This is a genomic window from Phytoactinopolyspora endophytica (genome assembly GCF_004138495.1).
Classification (GTDB): domain Bacteria; phylum Actinomycetota; class Actinomycetes; order Jiangellales; family Jiangellaceae; genus Phytoactinopolyspora; species Phytoactinopolyspora endophytica.
On the sequence record NZ_ML142849.1, the window covers coordinates 274855 to 293870 of the forward strand.

The following is a 19016-nucleotide window of genomic DNA, read 5'->3' on the forward strand; positions in this document are numbered from 1 at the left end:
CCGATCCCGCCACCGTCTCCAACGGACCAGGCTCGACCACCGAACCGGCTGCTGCCGGAGCATCGGCCGCAGACACGGCGACAACGTGGACAGCCATAGCCACCACGAGGACCACACACGACCACAACGCAAGCAGCCGGGTTCGCATCACCACGCGCAACTATGACCTTCCATGATCTCGACGTGGGCGTGCATCAATCCGACGCCATGCCCTTCTACTCTCAACGGCACTCACGTGTGGCGTGCTCGTCGAGTCGCTCACCCATCTGATCGAAGTCCCAGTCCTGTTGGAGATCGTCGAGAGCGTACGGGTCACTGAAGTCGATGTTCGCTGCGGCTTCGAAGAAGCCGGCCATGGCGTTCCAATCGTCCGCGATGGCTTGGTCCGGTGCGGCGCCGGCGAGCTCACGAGCCGCGCCAGCGTAAGCGTCCAGTAGGTCTGCGTCCGGAACGCCTGCATTGTTGGTCATCGTGTCGTTGAACTCCGCGGCCAGGTCGCAGTACCCGCCTGTGGGCACCGCATCGACGTCTTGCCCAGGATCTTCCTCCGGGTCCTGCTCTTGCTCATCCGACTCGCCGACAGTATGCACTCCAGGGTGTTGGCATTCGCGCCGAAGGTGCTTGTTGATGTGGACGTCGACGACGTCGACGTCTTCGTATTCATCGGGGAAGTTCTCCGACAGCTCGACGAGGGCCATGTCGAGGTGCATCACGCGGGCACCATCCTCACTGTCGGACAGTGCCTCGATACCGTCGGCCAACAGATTCCAGTCGTCCGCTACGGCCTGGTCGGGTGCGAGATCAGCGATCTTCCGCAACTCGCCGGCGACGGATTCCGCCTGCTGTGGGTTACTGAACGTGGCACTCTGCAGCACGCCTTCGCCGAACGCTTCCGTTCGGTCGCAGTACGCATCGCTGGCGGCCTGCGAGTCGTCGTCGCCATGGGCGTTGTTGCCGTCGGCGTTGTCGATGCCCGCGAACGGGTTGGCGCCGTCGTCGGAGCCGCAGGCGGCGAGCAACAGCGCCAGCGCGGTTGCGCCGAGCACAGACGTCATAGTCTTCGTGCGGTTCATGCCTACGAACTCCGTATGGTGTCGTCGACTGCCGTTGATGGGGGTCAAACGGACATCGGAGGCCCTGCGAGTGAATGCAAGGCCCCACGAGTCACCGGCTTAACCACCGATCGACGGCAAGCCTGACAGACCCCGCTTCACGCGCACTACACACGTGGCTGCGTCGCGTGACCAACGTCGCGGTGCTCACACCTCTGTCCGTCGAGTCAGTAGACGGCCTTGACTTCGAGGAACTCATCGATCGCCAGCCGGCCCAGTTCGCGCCCGTTGCCCGACTGCTTGTAGCCGCCGAACGGAGCGAGCGGGTTCAGGGTGGCGCCGTTGATGAACACGACCCCGGTCCGCATCCGGCGTGCGAAGGCGGCGGCCCGGTCGCGATCGGTCGACCAGACCCCGCTGGTCAGACCGTAGGCGGTCCCATTCGCGATTTCGACCGCGTGGTCCTCGTCGTCGTACGGAATGATCACGAGGACCGGCCCGAAGATCTCCTCCTGGGCGATCACCGAGCGCGGATCGACGTCGGTGAACACCGTCGGCCGGACGAAGTAGCCCTGGTCAAGGCCATCCGGCGGCTCGACGCCCCCGGTCAGCAGCCAGGCCCCTTCCTCGATTCCCTTGCTGATGTACTCGCGCACCCGCTCCCGCTGGACGTCGCTGACCAGCGGGCCCACGGTAGTGGCGGGATCGAAGGGATCGCCGGGCACGAATGACTCCGCGGCCGCGACGGCTAGCCGCTCGACGTCCGCGAGCCTGCTGCGCGGCACTACCAGCCGGGTCAGCGCAGCGCATGCCTGCCCGGCGTTGAAGTAGCAGTTACCCAATGCGCCGCCCACGGCCGCCTGGAGGTCGGCACCGTCGACGTCGTCGAGCAGCACGTTCGCGCCCTTCCCGCCGAGTTCGAGGGTGACCCGCTTGACCGTCTGCGCGGCCAGCTCGCCGACGCGGCGGCCGGCTCGGGTGGAACCGGTGAGGCTGACCATGTCGACGTCCGGGTGCGCCGCGATGGCCTCGCCGACGACCGGGCCGTAGCCGGTCACCAGGTTGAACACCCCCGGCGGCAGGCCGAGCTCGTCGATGACCTCCGCCAGCACGAACGCCGACATGGGGCACACCTCGCTCGGTTTGAGCACAACCGTGCAGCCGGTCAGCAACGCCGGCGCCACCTTCGCGGCGACTTGGTGCAGCGGGAAGTTCCACGGTGTCATGGCGCCGACGACCCCGATCGCCTCCTTCACCACCGTGGTGCCGCCGATCTCCTCCTCCAGCGAAAGCTCCGGGCCGAAGTCGGCCATGGATGCGAACGTAGTGAGCGGAGTCCCGGTCTGCACTGCCACGGCCAGCACGTGCGGTGTGCCCAGCTCGCGGGAGATGAACTCGGCGATCTCGGCACCCCGTGCGTTCAGCCCGTCCGCGATCTGCCGGCATACCGCCGCCCGGTCCTCCAGCGGCAGCGCCGACCAGGCTGGGAACGCAGCCGCGGCCGCGGCGACCGCGGCGTCGACGTCCTCCGGCGCGCCCTCCGGGACGCGAGCCATAACCTCGCCTGTCGTCGCATCGATGACGTCGATGTGACCCTGGCCGGACGGCGCCGTCCACTGCCCGTCGATGTAGTGCCTGTCGCGGACGACCACACCCTGGTGGTGTCGGGGGTCTACCGCCGCGGTGGAGAGTTGCTGAGTCATGTGTTGATCTCCTTCAGGATCGAGCCGGCGATGCTGCCGTGGCCCCTGCAGGCACGGCCGTGGCCGTGGCAGACGTGGTGGCCGTGGCGGCCTCGTCCGGCAGGCGATGGCCGAGGATGTTCTCCGCGGTGCGGCGAGCGAACGTCATGCAGCTGGCCATCGGGTTGGCCCCGGAAGCTGTCGGGAACGCGCTGGTGTCGCCGATCCACACGCCGCGAGTGTCGTGCAGTTGCCCAGCCTGGTCCGCCACCGAGGTCTGCGGGTCCGATCCCATCCGGGCCGAACTCATCTGGTGCGCGCTGCCGGCGAGGTAGCCCTCCACACCTACTGGGATCTCATGCAGCTTCTCGATGAACGCCTCGAGGTCCTCACCGCGGTTCCAAGGCGGAATGCCTCGCACGGCCGGGTGGACCCGCGACGCGCCCGCCTCGGCGTGGGCGCGCACGAGTCTGCCGATGCCTTCGTAGTAATGCCGAACATCGAGCTCGTCGTCGAACGGGTAGGAGTGCGTCGCCTTGCCGTTCTCATCGATGGTGACCTCGCCGGTGCCGCGGTCGCGGAGGATGAACAGGAACAGCGCCATGTTGCGCAGCCGGCTCATCCGTTCCTTGTGATCGCGCCCGCCGTTGAAGCCGAGCAGCGACGCCCAGGTCCCGGTGTAGAAGTGCGAGCATTCCAGCAGGTACCCGTTGCCGTCCTTGTCGGCGAACTCGTGGACCATGGCCGCCTGCGGCGGGCCCCACCACGGTTCCTGCTCCTCCTCGTACTCGCCGAGGATCAGGTTGCCGGGATGGACGTGCAGGTACTTGCCGACCGCCGGGCCACCGATGCTGCTGCGCAGCAGCAGCGCCGGTGTCTCGAGCGCGCCGCACGCTACCACCACGTCGTCGGCGAGCACCGTCACCGCCGCCCGCTCACCGGTGACCGGATCGGTGTACGTCGCTTTGACGCCGGTACCCCGGCCGTTCGCCGTGATGATCTCCTCGGCGCGGGTGCGGGTCAGGATCCGCGCCCCGTGGTCATAGGCGTCCTGCAGATATGTCTTGAGGGTGCCGTTCTTGGCGCCTGACACGTCGCCGAAGTGGACATATCCCGCGCAGGCCGGGTCGTACTTCTGCGCGTCCACGTTTCTGGTCGCGCCCCGCCACACCCACCCCAGCTTCCCGGCTCCCTCGGTCAGCCGTTTGTGCGGGCCGTTGAGGTCGCTACAGCCGGGGGTGGCGTTGACCCGTCGCATGACGGCGGACATGTGGCGGTCCCACTCGGCCGTCGCCACGTCGTCCAGGCCGTACGAGGCCCACTCCGCCCGGACATGCTCGGTCGGCAGGACCCAGTCCTGCCAGTTGATGGTCGTGCCGCCGCCCAATGTCGTCCCGGCGAACAGCAGGACGTTGCCCTCTCTCGTCCCGGTCGGACCGCCGCCGTAATACAGGTGTGTGTTGGCCCAGTGCTCGGTCTGGCGGAAGTCACGCTCGGAGTAGTAGCCGGCTGCCTCGAGTACGATCACGCGCTTGCCCTGCGTCGCCAGTGTCCCGGCGATCGTGCCGCCGCCGGCGCCGGAACCCACCACGACGACGTCGCACTCGAGCGTCTGGCCGTCGCTGGGGACGTACGGCTCGATCGGGGCCGGAGCATCCGGCCGCGGCGACGGCGGCGGTCCCGGGTAGCCGATGCCCTCCCAGAACACGTTGCGGTCGTTGTCGTCGGTGACCGAGTAGGCGAAACTCGCCGCCTTCGCCGTGATCGTGCTGACCCCGATCCGAGCTTCGCGGCTGATGTGGCACAGCACGTCGAGCTGGGTCTCGCGGACGTTCTGGCCGCCGGCCGAGAAGGACATCTGGCCAAGTCCGTCGAGCAACTGGCCGAGCCCTTCGGCGACGTCCGCCGGCAGCTGCTCCTCGATCCAGTATTGGAGCGCCTCGACGGCGCCGGTAGCGCTGCCGGGCGTGGCCCAGAACCCAGTGCGGTCATCAGGGTGCGGCAACGACGGACAGACCGTGTCCACAACGTCCCGGAGTGTTTGTACCTGCGCTTTGGTGAGCTTCATCGCTTCTCCTTCTGCGCTCATGGTTCCGACGGACCGCACATCCACCGCTGGTCCGGATCGGGACATCGCACAGCGCACGCCGTACGGATGGCTCGCCAACCTAGGTACCGGTCCAGTGCTCGTCAAGGCGGGTTTGCGCAGGGCGGAAGACCTAGTGCCCCCAGTTCAGGCACGCGTGACTATGTCAAGATCCCGGTTCGCGTACTGGTTGTGCGCCCACTCCTCGTCGAACAGCGTGTGCAGGCAGGACAGAACGGTGTGTTGCCCTTGCTCACCACACGCCCGCTCGAGATCCTCATCAGTAACCTCGTCAACCACACCACGCACGGTCGCCATCCGATCCTCACGGGCGGCGATGACCTCGGCAATCGACGGGTCCGCGTCCACCTCGATTCCAAAACGCTCCGGATCGGTGATATAGCTCGGCGGCATCCCAAAAGGATGATGGTGATTGGTTCGGCCGAGGACGGCGCCACTGATCCAGCCGTCGGTCACGAACACGAGATGGCGAAACGTCTCGGCACACGACCACTCGTCGTCCACTCGTTCGTGCAGTATCGCCTCGGGTAGGTCGTTCACCCGCTGTTTAGTCGCAGCCCACATGTCCTCGATGACCGACCACGCTTCCCGTACTCCGGCCGCGTCCGACGGGCGAAGTTTGAGTCGCTCGGGATAGCGCCGATCGAGTTCTGCCTCGATGAGCGGTGCGACCTCTATGTCGTTGACCACCAGCCCTTCGATCAACCCGGAGAACCTGGCATTGACGAGCATCGCCTCCATGACCTTCGCACCAGTGAGGTCGACATTCCGCAACCGGACACCAGAGAGGTCGACGTTCACGTACTCAGACCCGCGCCGCTCAGCCTCATCGAACCGCATCCTCACACGCTACGTACTGAACGTCGGCTGCTGAATGGGGTGGTACCACCCGAGTTCACACACCGCACGTTCAGTCGTCGTTGCCCGAGACATGGTGCGGACGTAACCCAGGCGTCGGCTTGCGCACCGTATCGTCAGTCCACCTCAACGACGCAGGAGGGGACCATGCAGGCAGATGTGACGCGCCGCGGTGTTCTTGGATTGGCCGGAGCCGGCGCAGTGGCGGCCGCAACGACGATGTCGTTGCCGGCTTGGGTTCGGCTAGCGGCCGCCAAGACGCCGACCGGCGAGGATCCTTTCACGCTCGGCGTGGCCTCAGGGGAGCCGATTCCCGGCGGCGTCGTGCTGTGGACCCGTCTGGCGCCAGACCCACTGGCAGCAGACGGGAGCGGGGGCATGCCGCCGCGCCCGTTCGAGGTGCACTGGCAGGTGGCGCGTGACGAGGGTTTCCGGCGCGTCGAACGCCAAGGCACATACGTGACCGGTCCCGAGCTCGGCCATTCGGTCCACGTCGAGGTCGACGGGCTGCGCCCTGGCCGGGATTACTACTACCGGTTCCGGGCCGGCGACGCCATCAGCCCGACTGGCCGGACGCATACTGCTCCGCCCGCTCTTTCGAGCGTGGCAATGAACTTCGCGGTCGCGTCATGCGTCATGTACGAGCACGGGTACTTCACCGCCTACCGCCACCTCGCCGAGGAAAACCCCGACTTCGTGCTGTTCCTGGGCGACTACATCTACGAACACGGCCCCAACGAGTACCGCTCGTCGACCGGCAACGTCCGGAACTTCGTCAACGGCCACACCTACACGCTGACCGACTACCGGATCAGATACGCGCAGTACAAGAGCGACCCCGACCTGCAGGCAGCGCACGCCGTGGCACCGTGGATCGTGACCTGGGACGACCACGAGATCGACAACAACTGGGCCGACGAGGTGCCCGAGAACGACGGCCAGACGCGAGAGGACTTCCTCCGGCGCCGGGCCGCAGCGGCGCAAGCCTACTGGGAGAACATGCCGCTGCGTCATTCATCGGCGCCGTCCGGCATCAATATGCAGCTTTACCGCCGCCTCGGCTGGGGTCGCCTCGCGACGTTCCACGTGCTCGACACGCGACAGTATCGGTCCGATCAGGCGTGTGGCGACGGCACTCAGATCGGTTGCGACGAACGGCTCGACCCCAACCGCACACTGACCGGCCCCGAGCAGGAAGCATGGTTGCTCGATGGTCTCGCCCGATCGGACGCGGCGTGGAATGTGCTGGCCCAGCAGATCTTCTTCGCACAACGCGACTCCGCGGCAGGGCCGCCGGAACGCAACTACCTGGACTCCTGGGATGGCTACGCAGCATCGCGCGACCGCATCGTGAACGGCATCATTGAGCGGCAACCGTCCCAACCCGTTGTACTCACCGGCGACGCGCACCGCAACTACGCCGCCGACCTCAAGACCGATTTCTACGATCAGTCGTCGGAGACCTTCGGCGTCGAGTTCGTCACAACCTCGATCACCACGACGGGCGACGGCTCGGACACCAACTCCGGTGGGAAGACGATCATGAGCGAGAGCCCGCACATCAAGTTCTTCAACAACCATCGCGGATATATGCGCTGCAACGTGACAAGGGACACCTGGCAGACGGACTTCCGGGTACTCCCCTACGTCAGCGAGCCGGGGGCACCGATATCGACCCGCGCTAGCTTCGTCACCGAGCGGGAAGACCCGGGGCTGCAGTCGGCGTGAGTGGACCGAGGGCCAGCCAGTCACCCACCGCGAGCGCGGCGATCGTCAACGCCGCCGTCCGATCCCGGTCGGCCGGCGGCTAGCCGAACCTTCCCGGCCGCCGGCGGATCAGCACATATCCGGCGACACCAGCTGCGGCCACCAGCACGCCGATGATCGCCCACGGCCAGGGAGTGCCGGTCGCTTCCTCCTCGGCCTCCTCAGGGATGACCTCCTCGTCGACTCGAGGCAACACGAACACCTGGTGTTCTTGGGAAAAGTACAGATTCCCCGTGCCATCAAAGGCGACCCCATCGGCAGCAAGGACGAACGGCAAGTCACGGCTATCAATTATTGTCGTGACGGTTCCATCGGTTCCGATCTTTCGGATCGATCCAACCTCACTCGAGTAGACCGTGCCGGAATCATCGACTGCAAGACCCCTGATGCCCCTCAGGCTGACATCAGCAGCGAAGGTGGTGATCACGCCATCAGGGCCGACGGCACGGATCCGGTTCCCACCGTCGGCGATGTAGAGGGTCCCGTCGGCTCCGACGTCGATGTCGGACGGCGTGTCCAACTCGGCCTCGGTGGCAGGCCCGTCATCGCCGGAGGAACCCGCGGTTCCAATACCGGCGGCCACCTGCACCTCGCCGTCCCGGCCAATATGGAAGACCTGATGGCGCTGGGAATCCGAGACATACAAGCTCCCGTCCGGCGCGACGGCGACATCTTCAGGGCTGCCGAGCACCATGTGAGTAGCCGCGACGCCCGACCAGGGGACGTCGCCCGCCTCCGGAATCTCCCCAGTACCGGCGACCGTGCTGACCAGCCCAGCAGGGCTGACACTTCGGACCCGACGAAGCCCGCGGTCGGCCATGAAGAGCGTCCCGTCCGGCGCCACATCAATGCCGCGGACGTTGCCCAGGGCCTGCTCGGTCGCCAACTGGCCATCACCCCAGGTGGGCCCAGGTTCGCGCGAGTCACCCCGCTGGTCACCACCTCCAGCAACAGTCGTGATCGTCCCGTCCGGATCTATCGTGCGTACTCGCACCCAGTGCCATCCGTCATTGTCGTGATCCAACACGTAGACCGTGCCGTCAGGCCCGACCGCCAGGTCACTGGCGCTGGAGAGCTGGGCGTCAGTCGCCGGCCCACCGTCGCCGAAGGAACCATCTGTGCCGGTGCCTGCCACCCCGGTGGCGACGTGGGGGTCAGCGTCCGCCCACAGGTCGGGCGCTACGGCCGAGGTGTCCCGCCCGTCAGGGGCGGCCCCGGGCTCGCCGAGAGGAATGCGATGCACCTGGCGCAGGGTGCCGTCACCCACGTACAGGGCACCATCCGGCCCGATGGCCAGCGCCGCCAGGTCATGGACGTAGGTGGGCAGGCGGTTGATGGTGCCATCTGGCGAGATCACCCGGATCTGATGATATTCGGGGTCGTCCAGATAGATGGTTCCATCGGCGGCCACGGCGATCTCGCTGGGATCGCACAGCTCGGCATCTGCCGCCGGTCCACCGCCTCCGGTGTGCCCGCATGTCTCGCCGCCAGCGATCGTGGTGATGATGCCATCGGTGTCGATCCGGCGGATCCGGTGGCTGGGAATCTCGTTGTCCTCATTTCTCCAGGTGAGGTCATTCACATAGATGTTGCCGGCGGCGTCGATCTCGATGTCCCACGGCCGGGTGAACGTTGCCTCCACGGCCGGTCCACCGTCCCCGCTGGAGGGCTCTCCGAGCCCAGTGCCGGCGATCGTGGTGATGATGCCATCGGTGTCGATCCGGCGGATGTAACCGGCGTCCACCACATAGAGCTCGCCGCTGTTACCGACGGCGACATCCTTGGGGCTCTCCAGCTGGGCGCTTGTCGCAGGCCCCACGTCGCCGGCGTTGCCATCTTCGCGAGTGCCGGCGACCACGGTTGACTCCCCACCAGGGTCAACACGCACAACCTGGTTGGCACGATCATCGGCGACATAAAGCTCACCGTCCGGACCGACGGCGACGCCGCTGACGCGCCCCAGGCCGTCAGGTGTGAGATCCCAGTGAGAGACGCCGGCCTCAGAGGGCCGTCCGCCCGCAACGCGGCTGATGGTCCCATCCGGCGCGACTCTATGTACGGACGTGCCGTTAGTGGAATAGAAGCTGGCAGTGGCGATATACAGGTTTCCCGCGTGGTCGACCTCCACATCGCTCACCTCGCCGAGCTTCGCCTCGGTGGCCAGCCCACCCTCATCGTCACCGTCCAGTCCCCACTCGTAACCCCGCTCGCCGGATCCCGCCACCGTCTCAAGCGGACCGGGCTCGACCGGCGAAACGGCTGCGGTTCCAGCACGGGCCGGTGCAGAAGCCACGGCGCCGGACACGCCACCACCGATGGAGATGGTGGTGCACAACAACGACAACGTCAGGAGAACGGCTCGGAACACGGGGCGAGCATGGCACGCGACGATATATGTCCCCTTGCAACGTGCGGGGCGACATCGAGCTATGGCGTGGATCATCGCTCGGCGTCCGTGGTGGTCGTAGATGTCTATCGCGGTGGTCTTGCCCGCGCCGGCCACGTCGTTTGCCCTCAATCGCAGTTGAGCTGGTGGGCTCTTCAACGACACGTTTCCCGCACGAAAGCGAAGAGCATGGACACCACAACATCCGATTCCGCACCCACCTCGACAGCGTCCACGACGAAGACCGCTCTACCAGCTCCGTTGACCCTCCCCGTGGTACTCGTCGGCGTGGTCCTGGTCGCGATGTCGATCTCCGGCACCGCGGTCGCGCTGCCGAACATCGGCCGCGATCTCGACACGTCCGGGTCGGCGTTGCATTGGGTCGTCGCCGGTTACAACCTGGCTTTCGCCGCCATGACACTCGTCGCAGGGTCGACCGCCGACCGGGTCGGGCGACGTCGAGTGTTCATCGTCGCCGCGCTGATCTTCGCGGCCGGGTTCCTCGCGACAGCGCTGAGCCCGTCGATCGTGATCGCCGACATCGCCCGGATCGTCTCCGGCGCCGGGGGTGCCGGGATCATGGCCGCCGGCGGCGCGCTGCTCGCCTCCAGCTACGACGGCGCGGCTCGCAACCGGGCCTTCGCGCTGATGGGCACGATGGCCGGGATCGGCATCGCGGTCGGCCCGACGATGTCGGGCCTGTTGATCAGCGCGACCGGGTGGCGGGGCAGCTTCGCGGTCTTCACCGTCGTCGGCCTGCTCATCGCGCTCGGCGCGACCCGGGCCCGCGAGTCACGCGCGACCGATACGCGTGCAACCGATTGGGTGGGCAGCGTGCTGTTCATCGCCGCACTCACCCTGCTGATGTTCGCTCTCCTGGAAGCCAGCGCGCTGGGCTGGACTCATCCGATCATCGTGATCGCCGCAATCGCCGGCTTGGTCGCCTTGATGCTCTTCAGCGCCGTGCAACGCCGGAGCACCTCTCCCGTGCTCGCGCCTTCCCTGGTCGCCAATCGCGGATTCACGGGGTGGAGCCTGGCCACACTGACCACCTCGATCGGCTTCCTCGGCGTCCTGGTGTTCCTTCCCACCTACCTGCAGGCAGCGGCCGGCCTCTCCCCCGCCGTCGCCGGCGTGACAATGCTGCTGCTGACCGCGCCGGTGCTGGTCATGCCCATGATCGCCGTCACCTTGGTGAACAGGGGCGCTCCGGCCCACCTGTTAATCCTGATCGCCCTGGCGCTCGTCGTCGTAGGGAACCTGTGGCTGATGACGCTCAGCGCCGAGCACACGGTCGCCCTCGTCGCCGGCCCGCTGTTGATGATCGGGATCGGCATGGGCGCCTCGTTCGGGATCACGGACGGCCAGGCGATGAGCCTCGTTCCTGCTGACTCCGTCGGCATGGCCGCCGGGTTCCTCAACACACTACGAGGGGCAGCCGAAGCCCTCGTGATCGCCGCGTTCAGCGCCTCCCTGATCGGCCTGCTCACCAGCAGGCTCGGCGACTCCACCGACGCCGCGGCCGTGAGCGCCGGCGACCTCGGCAGCGATCCCACCGCAGAGCTGGACGCGTTCACGTGGTCATGGCAGATGACCCAGCTCGGCGTCGGCGCGCTGTGCCTCGTGCTCTCGATCATCGTGGCCCGGCTGATCTTCAGCCGCGCCTCGGCTTCCCAGCACGCCCGCTGACGCCCGCGCATGGGCCTCACAACGAAGTTGACCTCAACCTTAGTTAGGTTTGTACCGTCGTGACCGGCATCGAGATGGCACCACGCGTCCGCCTACACCTGAATCGACGAGGATGAGACGATATGCACGCGAGTCCGGACGATCACCTCACGATCGGCGAGGTTATCCGCCGGACTGGCGTATCCGCCTCCGCACTGCACTTCTACGAGCGCAAGGGCCTGATCTACGCCGATCGCAATGCCTGCGACCAGCGCATCTTCGCGCGGCACATGCTCCGGCGCATCTCGCTGATCATCGTGGCCAAACGACTCGGCGTCCCACTCTCGGATGTCGCCAAGGTCTTCGCGACCCTTCCAGCCGACCGTTCCCCCACCCATGCGGACTGGCAGCGAGTGTCCCGCGTCTGGAAGAAACAACTCGAGGACCGCCGGCGTGCGATCGAGAATCTCGAACACGAACTCACCGGATGTATCGGTTGCGGCTGCCTGTCGATGAAGGCCTGCCTGCTTCTCAATCCGGACGACGCGCTGCAAGGCCACGGACCTGGCCCGGTGCGACTGCAAGAGCCCGGCAACTCTCGCCGCCGGCGAACTCGCAGATCATCTCGCAGATGATGCGCGACGGGCCGGAGATGAGGGCCACCAGGTGCGGTCGCCAAGCAGCACCAACACCGCTGGGAGCACGACGAGTCGGATCAGCGTGGCGTCGAGCAGGATCGCCGCGGCCAGGCCCACACCCAGCATCTTGATCTCGATCAACGACACCGTCGCGAAGATCGCGAAGACTGCCACCATCACCGCCGCCGCGCTGGTGACCACGCCCGCGGAATCGACGATGCCCTGATGCACCGCGGCCCGGGTTGGCACGCCGCTGGCCACCAGCTCACGGATCCGACTGATCACGAATACGTGGTAGTCCATCGACAGCCCGACCAGCACCGCGAGCACGAAAATCGGCACCCAGTCGATCACGAAACCCGGGCTGGTGAAGTCGAGCAGCGACTCCCCATAGCCGTGCTGGAACACCACCACAAGCACCCCGAACGCGACGCCGACCGAAGCCAAGTTGAGCACCGTCGACACCGCACCCAGCACGATGCTGCGGAACGACGCGGCCATCATCAGGCAGGTCAGCAGCAGCACGAAACCCAGCAGCAGCGGCAATCGGTCAGCCCGCTTCTCGGAGTCATCCAGCGTGTGCGCGGGCTCGCCACCCACCGCCCATTCCTCGGCGACGCCCGCGAGTACCGTCGGCCCCAGGTCGGACCGGAGTAGTTCGATGGCTGCCGCCACTCGGTCGTCGGCCTGGTTGTACGGCATCGCCACCTCGATGGTCGAGGTGCCGGCGTCGCTCGACGTCCGCACCTCGCCGCCGCTGGTGAAGTGCCCGGTTTCGGCGGCATCGTCAGCGAGTCGACGCAGCGCCGCGACGACGTCGGCACGGTCCGCTGAGTCCGCTTGCGCGACAACGGTCACCGTGCCGCCTTCGCTGGGGTAGGCCGCCGCGATCCGCTTAAAGGCCTGCACCTCTGCGATGTCGCCGGGGACCGCCTCGATGTTCTCCTCATGGGTCTTCATGCCGAGCGCGGGTGCGGCGAGCACGACGACGCCGACGGCGGCGATCACCAGCGCCACCACCGGGTGGCGGACCACGGGCCCGATCAGCCGGCCGCTGATGCCGCCGCGGCCGATCCGGCGGTTGAGGCGCCACAAGCCTGGGATCCGGGGCCGGTCGACCCAGCGGCCGAGCTTGACCAACAAGGCCGGTAGCACCGTGATCGAGCCGAGCACCGCGACCGCGACCACGATGATCGCCCCACTGGCCAGGGAGTTGAAGGTGGCGTCGGTCAGCACGAACAGGCCGGCCAGTGACGCGATCACCGCTCCCCCGGAGACTAGGATCGCGTGGCCGGAGGTTTCGGCCGCGATCTCGACCGCGTTCACCGTGCCTCGACCGGCCTCGCGTTCTTGGCGCTCGCGCTTGAGATAGAACAGCGAGTAGTCGACGCCGACCGCTACGCCAATCAGCACGATCATGCTGTCCACGGACAGGTCGGCCGGCACCAGGTGCGAGACCGGAGCGGTGATCCCGATGGTAGCCGCGACACTCGTCGCGGCGAGCAGCACCGGCAGGCCCGCCGCGATCAGCGCGCCGAACGCGAGCAGCATCAGGATCAGCACGATCGGGACACTGATCAACTCCGCGGAGCGCAGGTCCTCGCCAAGCCGGTCCTCGAACGCAGCCACGAGAGAGAGGTCACCGGTCTGCTCGATGCTCAGGTCCGGATGAGCGTCCTGAGCCGCGGCGGTGGCGGCGAGCAGCGGGTCGACGTCGACGTCCTCGGAGTCGAGGATGACCGGCACCAGCAGCGCCGCGCCGTCCTCACTCGGGATCGGATCGCCGACCTCTTCGACGCTCTCGACCTCGGTCATCTCGTCGGCGACCGTGGCGGCCGCGGCGTTGCCAACAGAACGGTCGAGCCCGCCGTCGGGCGCACTGATCAGCACGCGCTCCCCCGGCGGCTGGGCCAGGCCGGCGTCATGGATCAGCGCGTCTGCCCGTCCGGACTCACCGACCCGGTAGTCGGCATCGGTCGGGCGCTCGGTGGCCACGATGGTTGCGAGCGCGACGGCCGCGATCACGAAGAGCAGCCAGCTACCTATCGCCCACCAGGGATGGGTGGCGCTCCACCACGCGGCCCGGGTCGGAATGCCCGCGAGCCTGTCCTTGAGCTTCATCCGCACGACCTCAAGGTCCATGTAAGTGGATACTGGGTGTTGAAGCGCGCTTCAAGTCAAGGAGCATCATGCCGAAAGCAGATGACCTCGTGCCGATCGGAAAGCTCGCTCGACGCACCGGTGTGGCAACCTCGGCGCTCCGCTACTACGAGCGGCTCGGCCTGCTATCACCCGCGGAGCTGGGCAACCAGGGAAGGCGCTACACGCCAGAGAGTGCTGAGCGTGTCGCATTCATTCGCCTCTGCCAGGATGCGGGCTTCACGCTCGCGGAGACCGGGCGGATTCTGGAAGCGTGGGGTCGAGAAGGCCGTGGCTGGAGACAGCAGGCTCAGCGCAAGGTCGCGGAGCTCGACGCTCGCATCTCCGACGCACAGCGGGCTAGGGAAATGATCCAGCACGCCCTCGACTGCCCGCATCGCGATCCGAATACCTGTCCAAACTTCCGCTCAGCCCTCCAGGCCCGCCTCAACATCCCGGATCTCAAGTTCCAGTAAATGACGACACCCCGCAGCCGCGACTTGCCAAGGCAGCGACCCGTCACCGGTTGCGGTCAGGCTTATGAGGTACGGGTGGCCGGCCGAGACGGGGATTTGCTGGACGGATCCCGTAGACGACGGCGACGCCCGCCGCCACCAGAACACCGGTGATCACTGTCCCCCATTGCATGCCAGACTCCTCGTCGTCGGCGGCCACTGGGACGGGATCCTCGCTGACCTTCGGCAGTACCGAGACCTGATCGTGGTCGGAAAAGTACAGGTTGTCCGAGCCGTCCACGGCGAGAGCAGCGGCGCCGGCACTCGCGGTCAGCTTCGTGATGACTCCATCGGGTCCGATCGCCTGGATCGAATTATATGTGCCGAGATACACGGTCCCTGCGTCATCGACGGCGATACCGTCAATGTCGAGGAAGACATCTATGGCCCGCACACCCTCAGTCGAGTCATCATATTCGGGATTGCCGAATTCGGAGTCCTCTTTTCCGCCGATGGTGGTGATCACGCCGTCGGAGCCGACGGCACGGACCCGCTCACCGCCGTCGACGATGTAGAGAGTGCCGTCGGCTCCGACGTCGATGTTGGTCGGTCTCTCCAGCTCGGCCTCGATTGCGGGTCCTCCGTCGCCGGAGAAGCCGGCGGATCCAGTCCCGGCGGCCACCTGCACAGTCTCGTCCAGACCGATATGGACGACCTGGTGGGCGTCTGAGTCCAAGACGTACAGGCTCCTGTCCGGGGCGACCGCCACATCATGAGGGGCGTGGAACGCCACTTCAGTGGCGAGTGCGCCAGCTGCGGCGATGTTGTTCTCATCCGGTCGTTTCCCGGTGCCGGCGACAGTGGTGAGCATGCCGGTGCGGCTGACCTTCCGGATCCGGTCGTTGCTGCTGTCGGCCATGTAGAGGGTGCCGTCGGAGGCGACGTCGATGCCGCTGACCCTACCCAGGATCACCTCGGATGCGAGGCGGCCGTCACCCTCCGTGGGCCCAAGCCCGGGCAGACCGGCGCCCAGGCCGCCGGCCCCTGCGACAGTCGTGATCGTCCCGTCCGGTTCGATCGCGCGTATGCGTTCGTTGCCCCGATCAAGCACGTAGAGCGTGCCATCAGGCCCGAAGGCGAGATCGTCGGGATCGGCCAGCTGCGCATCCAGCGCCGGTCCCCCGTCACCGGAGAAACCGGAGGAACCGGTGCCAGCGACCGCCGCGACGACGCGAGGATCCGCGTCGGCCCACCGATCGGGCACTCCGGCCCAGGCCTCCGGGGCATCCGAGGCGACCGGATCCCCGTCGAGCGGAATCCGGTGCACCTGACCCCGATCACCGTCGCCGACGTACAACGCCCCGTCCGGCCCGATGGCCAGCGCGGACGGATCGTCGATGTACGTGGGCAGGCTGTCGATGCTGCCGTCCGGTGAGATCACCCGGATCTGGTGGTGTTCCTCGTCGACCAGAAAAGTCGTGCCGTCGTCGCCCACGGCCAGCTCGCGGGGATAGCACAGCTCGGCGTCCACCGCGGGTCCGCCGTCGCCGGTATACCCGCACTCCTCGCCACCGGCGATCGTCGCGATCACACCGTCCGGGGTAATCTTGCGGATCCGATGGCCGGGAATGTCGCCGTAGCCGGTTCCCAGCCGGGGGTAGGTGGCGGTCTCGCGGATCTGATGGCTGGGTGTGTCCCCGTCGCTGGCATAGAGCCTGGTGACGTCGGCCACATAGATGTTGCCGTCCGCGTCGACCTCCACATCCATCGGACGAGCGAACGACGCCTCCACGGCCGGCCCACCATCCCCGCCGGACGCCTCTGTCTCCCCCATGCCGGCGACGGTGGTGATGACGCCGTCGGCGCCGATCCGGCGGATGTAACCGCCCGCGTCGGCCACATAAAGCTCACCCTCGTTGCCGACAGCGACATTGACGGGCGTGTTCAACTGAGCGGCAGTAGCCGGACCGCCGTCGCCCGCGTGCCCGTATTCACCGGTGCCGGCGACGACGGTCGGTTTCTCGCCAGGATCAAGCCGCATCACCTGGCCAACCAGGCCATCGGCGATATACAACTCACCGTCCGGCCCCGTGTCAATGCCGCTGACCCCGGCCAGCCCGCCAGATGCAATGTCAACGGCCGACTCGTCGGTCTCCACGACCGGTCCGCCGGCCACGGTACTGATCGTCGCGTCCGGAGCGACCATCCGGATATACGCGCCACGCTCGTCACCACGGGGACGGCTAGCGATATAGAGGTTTCCCGCGTCGTCGAACGCCAGACCCTGCACCTCACCGAGCGCGGCGTCGACGGCCGGACCACCGTCACCCGAATGGCCGTGCTCACCTGTTCCCGCCACCGTCTCCAACGGCCCCGGCTCAACCACCGAACCAGCCGCACCCGGGACATCGGCCGCAGAGACGGAGACAACGTGGACAGCCACACCCACCACGACGAGGACCACACACGACCACAACGCAAGCAGCCGGGTTCGCATCACCACGCGCAACTATGACCTTCCATGACACAAGGCTTCCACAGTCAGAAGGTCCACCGGCCCATCGACGGCAAGAGTGACAGCCCCCGCTTGACACGCACTATCCCGTAAAGGGCGACGAAGCCCGCCGCCACCAGAACACCGATGATCACAATCCACCACTGCATGCCGGTTTCCTCGTCCTCGGTGGCCACCGGGACGGGGTCCTCGCTGACCTTTGGCAGTACCGAGACCTGATCATCCCAAGACTGAGCAAAGTACAGGTTGTCATGGCCGTCCACCGCGAGAGCAACGGCGCCGGCGCCGCTCGAGGTCAGCCTTGTGATCAGTCCATCGGGTCCAATCGCCCGGATAGAGCCATGATTGCTGAAGTACACCATCCCGGCGTCGTCGACGGCGAGACCGTCAATGTCGAGGAAGACATCTGTGGCCACCACACCCTCGGACGCATCGAACTCGGGGTCGTAGTACTCAGGGCCTTCCTTTCCGCCGATGGTGGTGATCACGCCGTCGGTGCCGATTGCGCGGATCCTGTTGCCGCGGCCGTCGACGACGTAGAGGGTGCCGTCGGGTGCGACGTCGATGGTGGACGGCTTCTCCAGCTCGGCCTCGGTGGCGGGCCCTCCATCGCCCGAGAAGCCGGCTGATCCGGTCCCGGCAGCTACCCGTACGATCCCGTCCAGACCGATATGGAGGATCTGGCTGGCGCCTGAGTCCAAGACGTACAGGCTTCCGTCCGGGGCAACCGCGACATCCCTGGGAGAACGGAATCCCACGTGGCTGGCGGGCTCGCCTGCTGCCACGGTCTCGTTCTCATCCGGCTCTTCCCCGCTGCCGGCAGCGGTAGTGATCACACCGGTGGGGCTGACCTTGAGGACGTGGCCAGTGTAGTAGTCAGCCATGAAGAGCGTTCCGTCGGAGGCGACGTCGATGCCGCGGACCGTACCCAGGATCACCTCGGATGCGAGGCGGCCGTCGCCCGGCATCGGCCCTGGTCCGAAATGGTCGCCCGAGACTTCGCCGCCCCCGGCGACGGTCGTGATCGTCCCGTCCGGCCGAATCGCGCGTACTTGCCGACTAGCGTCGAAAAGGTAGGGCGTGCCGTCCGGCCCGACGGCGAGAGAGTCGGGTTCGAGCAAATCGGCTTCCAACGCCGGTCCGTCACCGAAAGAGACACCGGCTCTCCCGGTGCCCGCGACCACCGTGATGACGCGAGGATCCGCGTCGGCCCACCGATCGGGCACTCCGGCCGAGGTCTCCGGCGCATCGGCGGCGGGCGGGTCTGCATCGAGCGGAATCCGGTGTACCTGCCCCCGATCACCGTCGCCGACGTACAACGCCCCGTCCGGCCCGACAGCCAGCGCAGACGGATCGTCGACGTACGTGGGCAGACTGTCGATGACGCCATCCGGCGAGATCACCCGAATCTGGTGGTGTTCCTCGTCGACAAGAAAGATCGTGCCGTCGTCGCCCACAGTCAACTCGCTCGGATAGCACAGCTCGGCATCCACGGCGGGTCCGCCGTCACCGGAATATCCACACGCCTCGCCACCGGCGATCGTGGTGATCACACCGTCCGGGCCGATCCTGCGGATCCGATGGCTGGAAACGACATCGTCATTGGCCTCAAACCTGGTCACGTCGGCCACATAGATATTGCCGTCCGCGTCCACCTCGACATCCATCGGCCGAGTGAACGACGCCTCCACCGCCGGCCCACCGTCCCCACTCGATGCCTCCGCCTCTCCAGTACCGGCGACGGTCGTG

At 66.8% G+C, this 19016-nt stretch carries 12 protein-coding genes; 4 read left to right on the forward strand and 8 right to left on the reverse strand.

Annotation, left to right across the window (positions count from 1 at the left end; all coding sequences use genetic code 11):
• Positions 1 to 221 precede the first annotated feature (221 nt).
• The 4 genes from ELR45_RS01225 to ELR45_RS01240 form a co-directional block, all read right to left on the reverse strand.
• Positions 222 to 1073: a hypothetical protein gene (locus ELR45_RS01225; protein ID WP_129662783.1), complete on the reverse strand. Its 852-nt coding sequence runs from the start codon at positions 1071 to 1073 to the stop codon at positions 222 to 224.
• Between the two features lie 206 nt (positions 1074 to 1279).
• Positions 1280 to 2704: an aldehyde dehydrogenase family protein gene (locus ELR45_RS01230; protein ID WP_129663400.1), complete on the reverse strand. Its 1425-nt coding sequence runs from the start codon at positions 2702 to 2704 to the stop codon at positions 1280 to 1282.
• A 64-nt stretch (positions 2705 to 2768) separates the two neighbouring features.
• Complete coding sequence (locus ELR45_RS01235; RefSeq protein WP_165367361.1) at positions 2769 to 4802, reverse strand: FAD-dependent oxidoreductase; 2034 nt, start codon at positions 4800 to 4802, stop codon at positions 2769 to 2771.
• Between the two features lie 165 nt (positions 4803 to 4967).
• Positions 4968 to 5681, reverse strand: a complete 714-nt coding sequence (locus ELR45_RS01240) for a DinB family protein (RefSeq protein ID WP_129662787.1) — start codon at positions 5679 to 5681, stop codon at positions 4968 to 4970.
• A 165-nt stretch (positions 5682 to 5846) separates the two neighbouring features.
• Here ELR45_RS01240 and ELR45_RS01245 point away from each other — a divergent pair, with 165 nt between their 5' ends.
• Positions 5847 to 7427 (forward strand): alkaline phosphatase D family protein, encoded by a 1581-nt coding sequence (locus ELR45_RS01245; RefSeq protein ID WP_165367362.1) that lies wholly within the window; start codon positions 5847 to 5849, stop codon positions 7425 to 7427.
• Between the two features lie 79 nt (positions 7428 to 7506).
• Here ELR45_RS01245 and ELR45_RS01250 read toward each other — a convergent pair whose 3' ends face one another.
• The gene (locus ELR45_RS01250; protein ID WP_165367363.1) at positions 7507 to 9834 is read right to left on the reverse strand and encodes an NHL domain-containing protein; all 2328 of its coding nucleotides are present in this window, start codon (positions 9832 to 9834) and stop codon (positions 7507 to 7509) included.
• Between the two features lie 207 nt (positions 9835 to 10041).
• Between ELR45_RS01250 and ELR45_RS01255 the strand changes: the two genes are divergently transcribed.
• Together ELR45_RS01255 and soxR are read left to right on the forward strand one after the other, a co-directional pair.
• A complete protein-coding gene (locus ELR45_RS01255; RefSeq protein ID WP_205855662.1) occupies positions 10042 to 11541 on the forward strand; it encodes an MFS transporter in 1500 nt (499 codons plus the stop codon).
• A gap of 122 nt (positions 11542 to 11663) precedes the next feature.
• Positions 11664 to 12155 carry a redox-sensitive transcriptional activator SoxR gene (gene soxR / locus ELR45_RS01260; RefSeq protein WP_129662791.1) on the forward strand — a complete coding sequence of 164 codons (492 nt, stop codon included), beginning with the start codon at positions 11664 to 11666 and terminating at the stop codon, positions 12153 to 12155.
• Here the strand turns inward: soxR and ELR45_RS01265 are convergent.
• Positions 12141 to 14300 (reverse strand): MMPL family transporter, encoded by a 2160-nt coding sequence (locus ELR45_RS01265; protein WP_205855663.1) that lies wholly within the window; start codon positions 14298 to 14300, stop codon positions 12141 to 12143. The genes soxR and ELR45_RS01265 overlap by 15 nt on opposite strands.
• Positions 14301 to 14347: 47 nt before the next feature.
• On the opposite strand from ELR45_RS01265, the gene ELR45_RS01270 reads away from it, so the two are divergent.
• Positions 14348 to 14773: a MerR family transcriptional regulator gene (locus ELR45_RS01270; RefSeq protein ID WP_129662792.1), complete on the forward strand. Its 426-nt coding sequence runs from the start codon at positions 14348 to 14350 to the stop codon at positions 14771 to 14773.
• A gap of 43 nt (positions 14774 to 14816) precedes the next feature.
• On the opposite strand, the gene ELR45_RS01275 is transcribed toward ELR45_RS01270, so the two are convergent.
• Both ELR45_RS01275 and ELR45_RS01280 read right to left on the reverse strand, forming a co-directional pair.
• A complete protein-coding gene (locus tag ELR45_RS01275; protein ID WP_476704119.1) occupies positions 14817 to 17249 on the reverse strand; it encodes an NHL repeat-containing protein in 2433 nt (810 codons plus the stop codon).
• 44 nt (positions 17250 to 17293) lie between these two features.
• On the reverse strand, positions 17294 to 19016 hold a 1723-nt coding region (locus ELR45_RS01280), incomplete at its 5' end, for an NHL domain-containing protein (protein WP_205855664.1).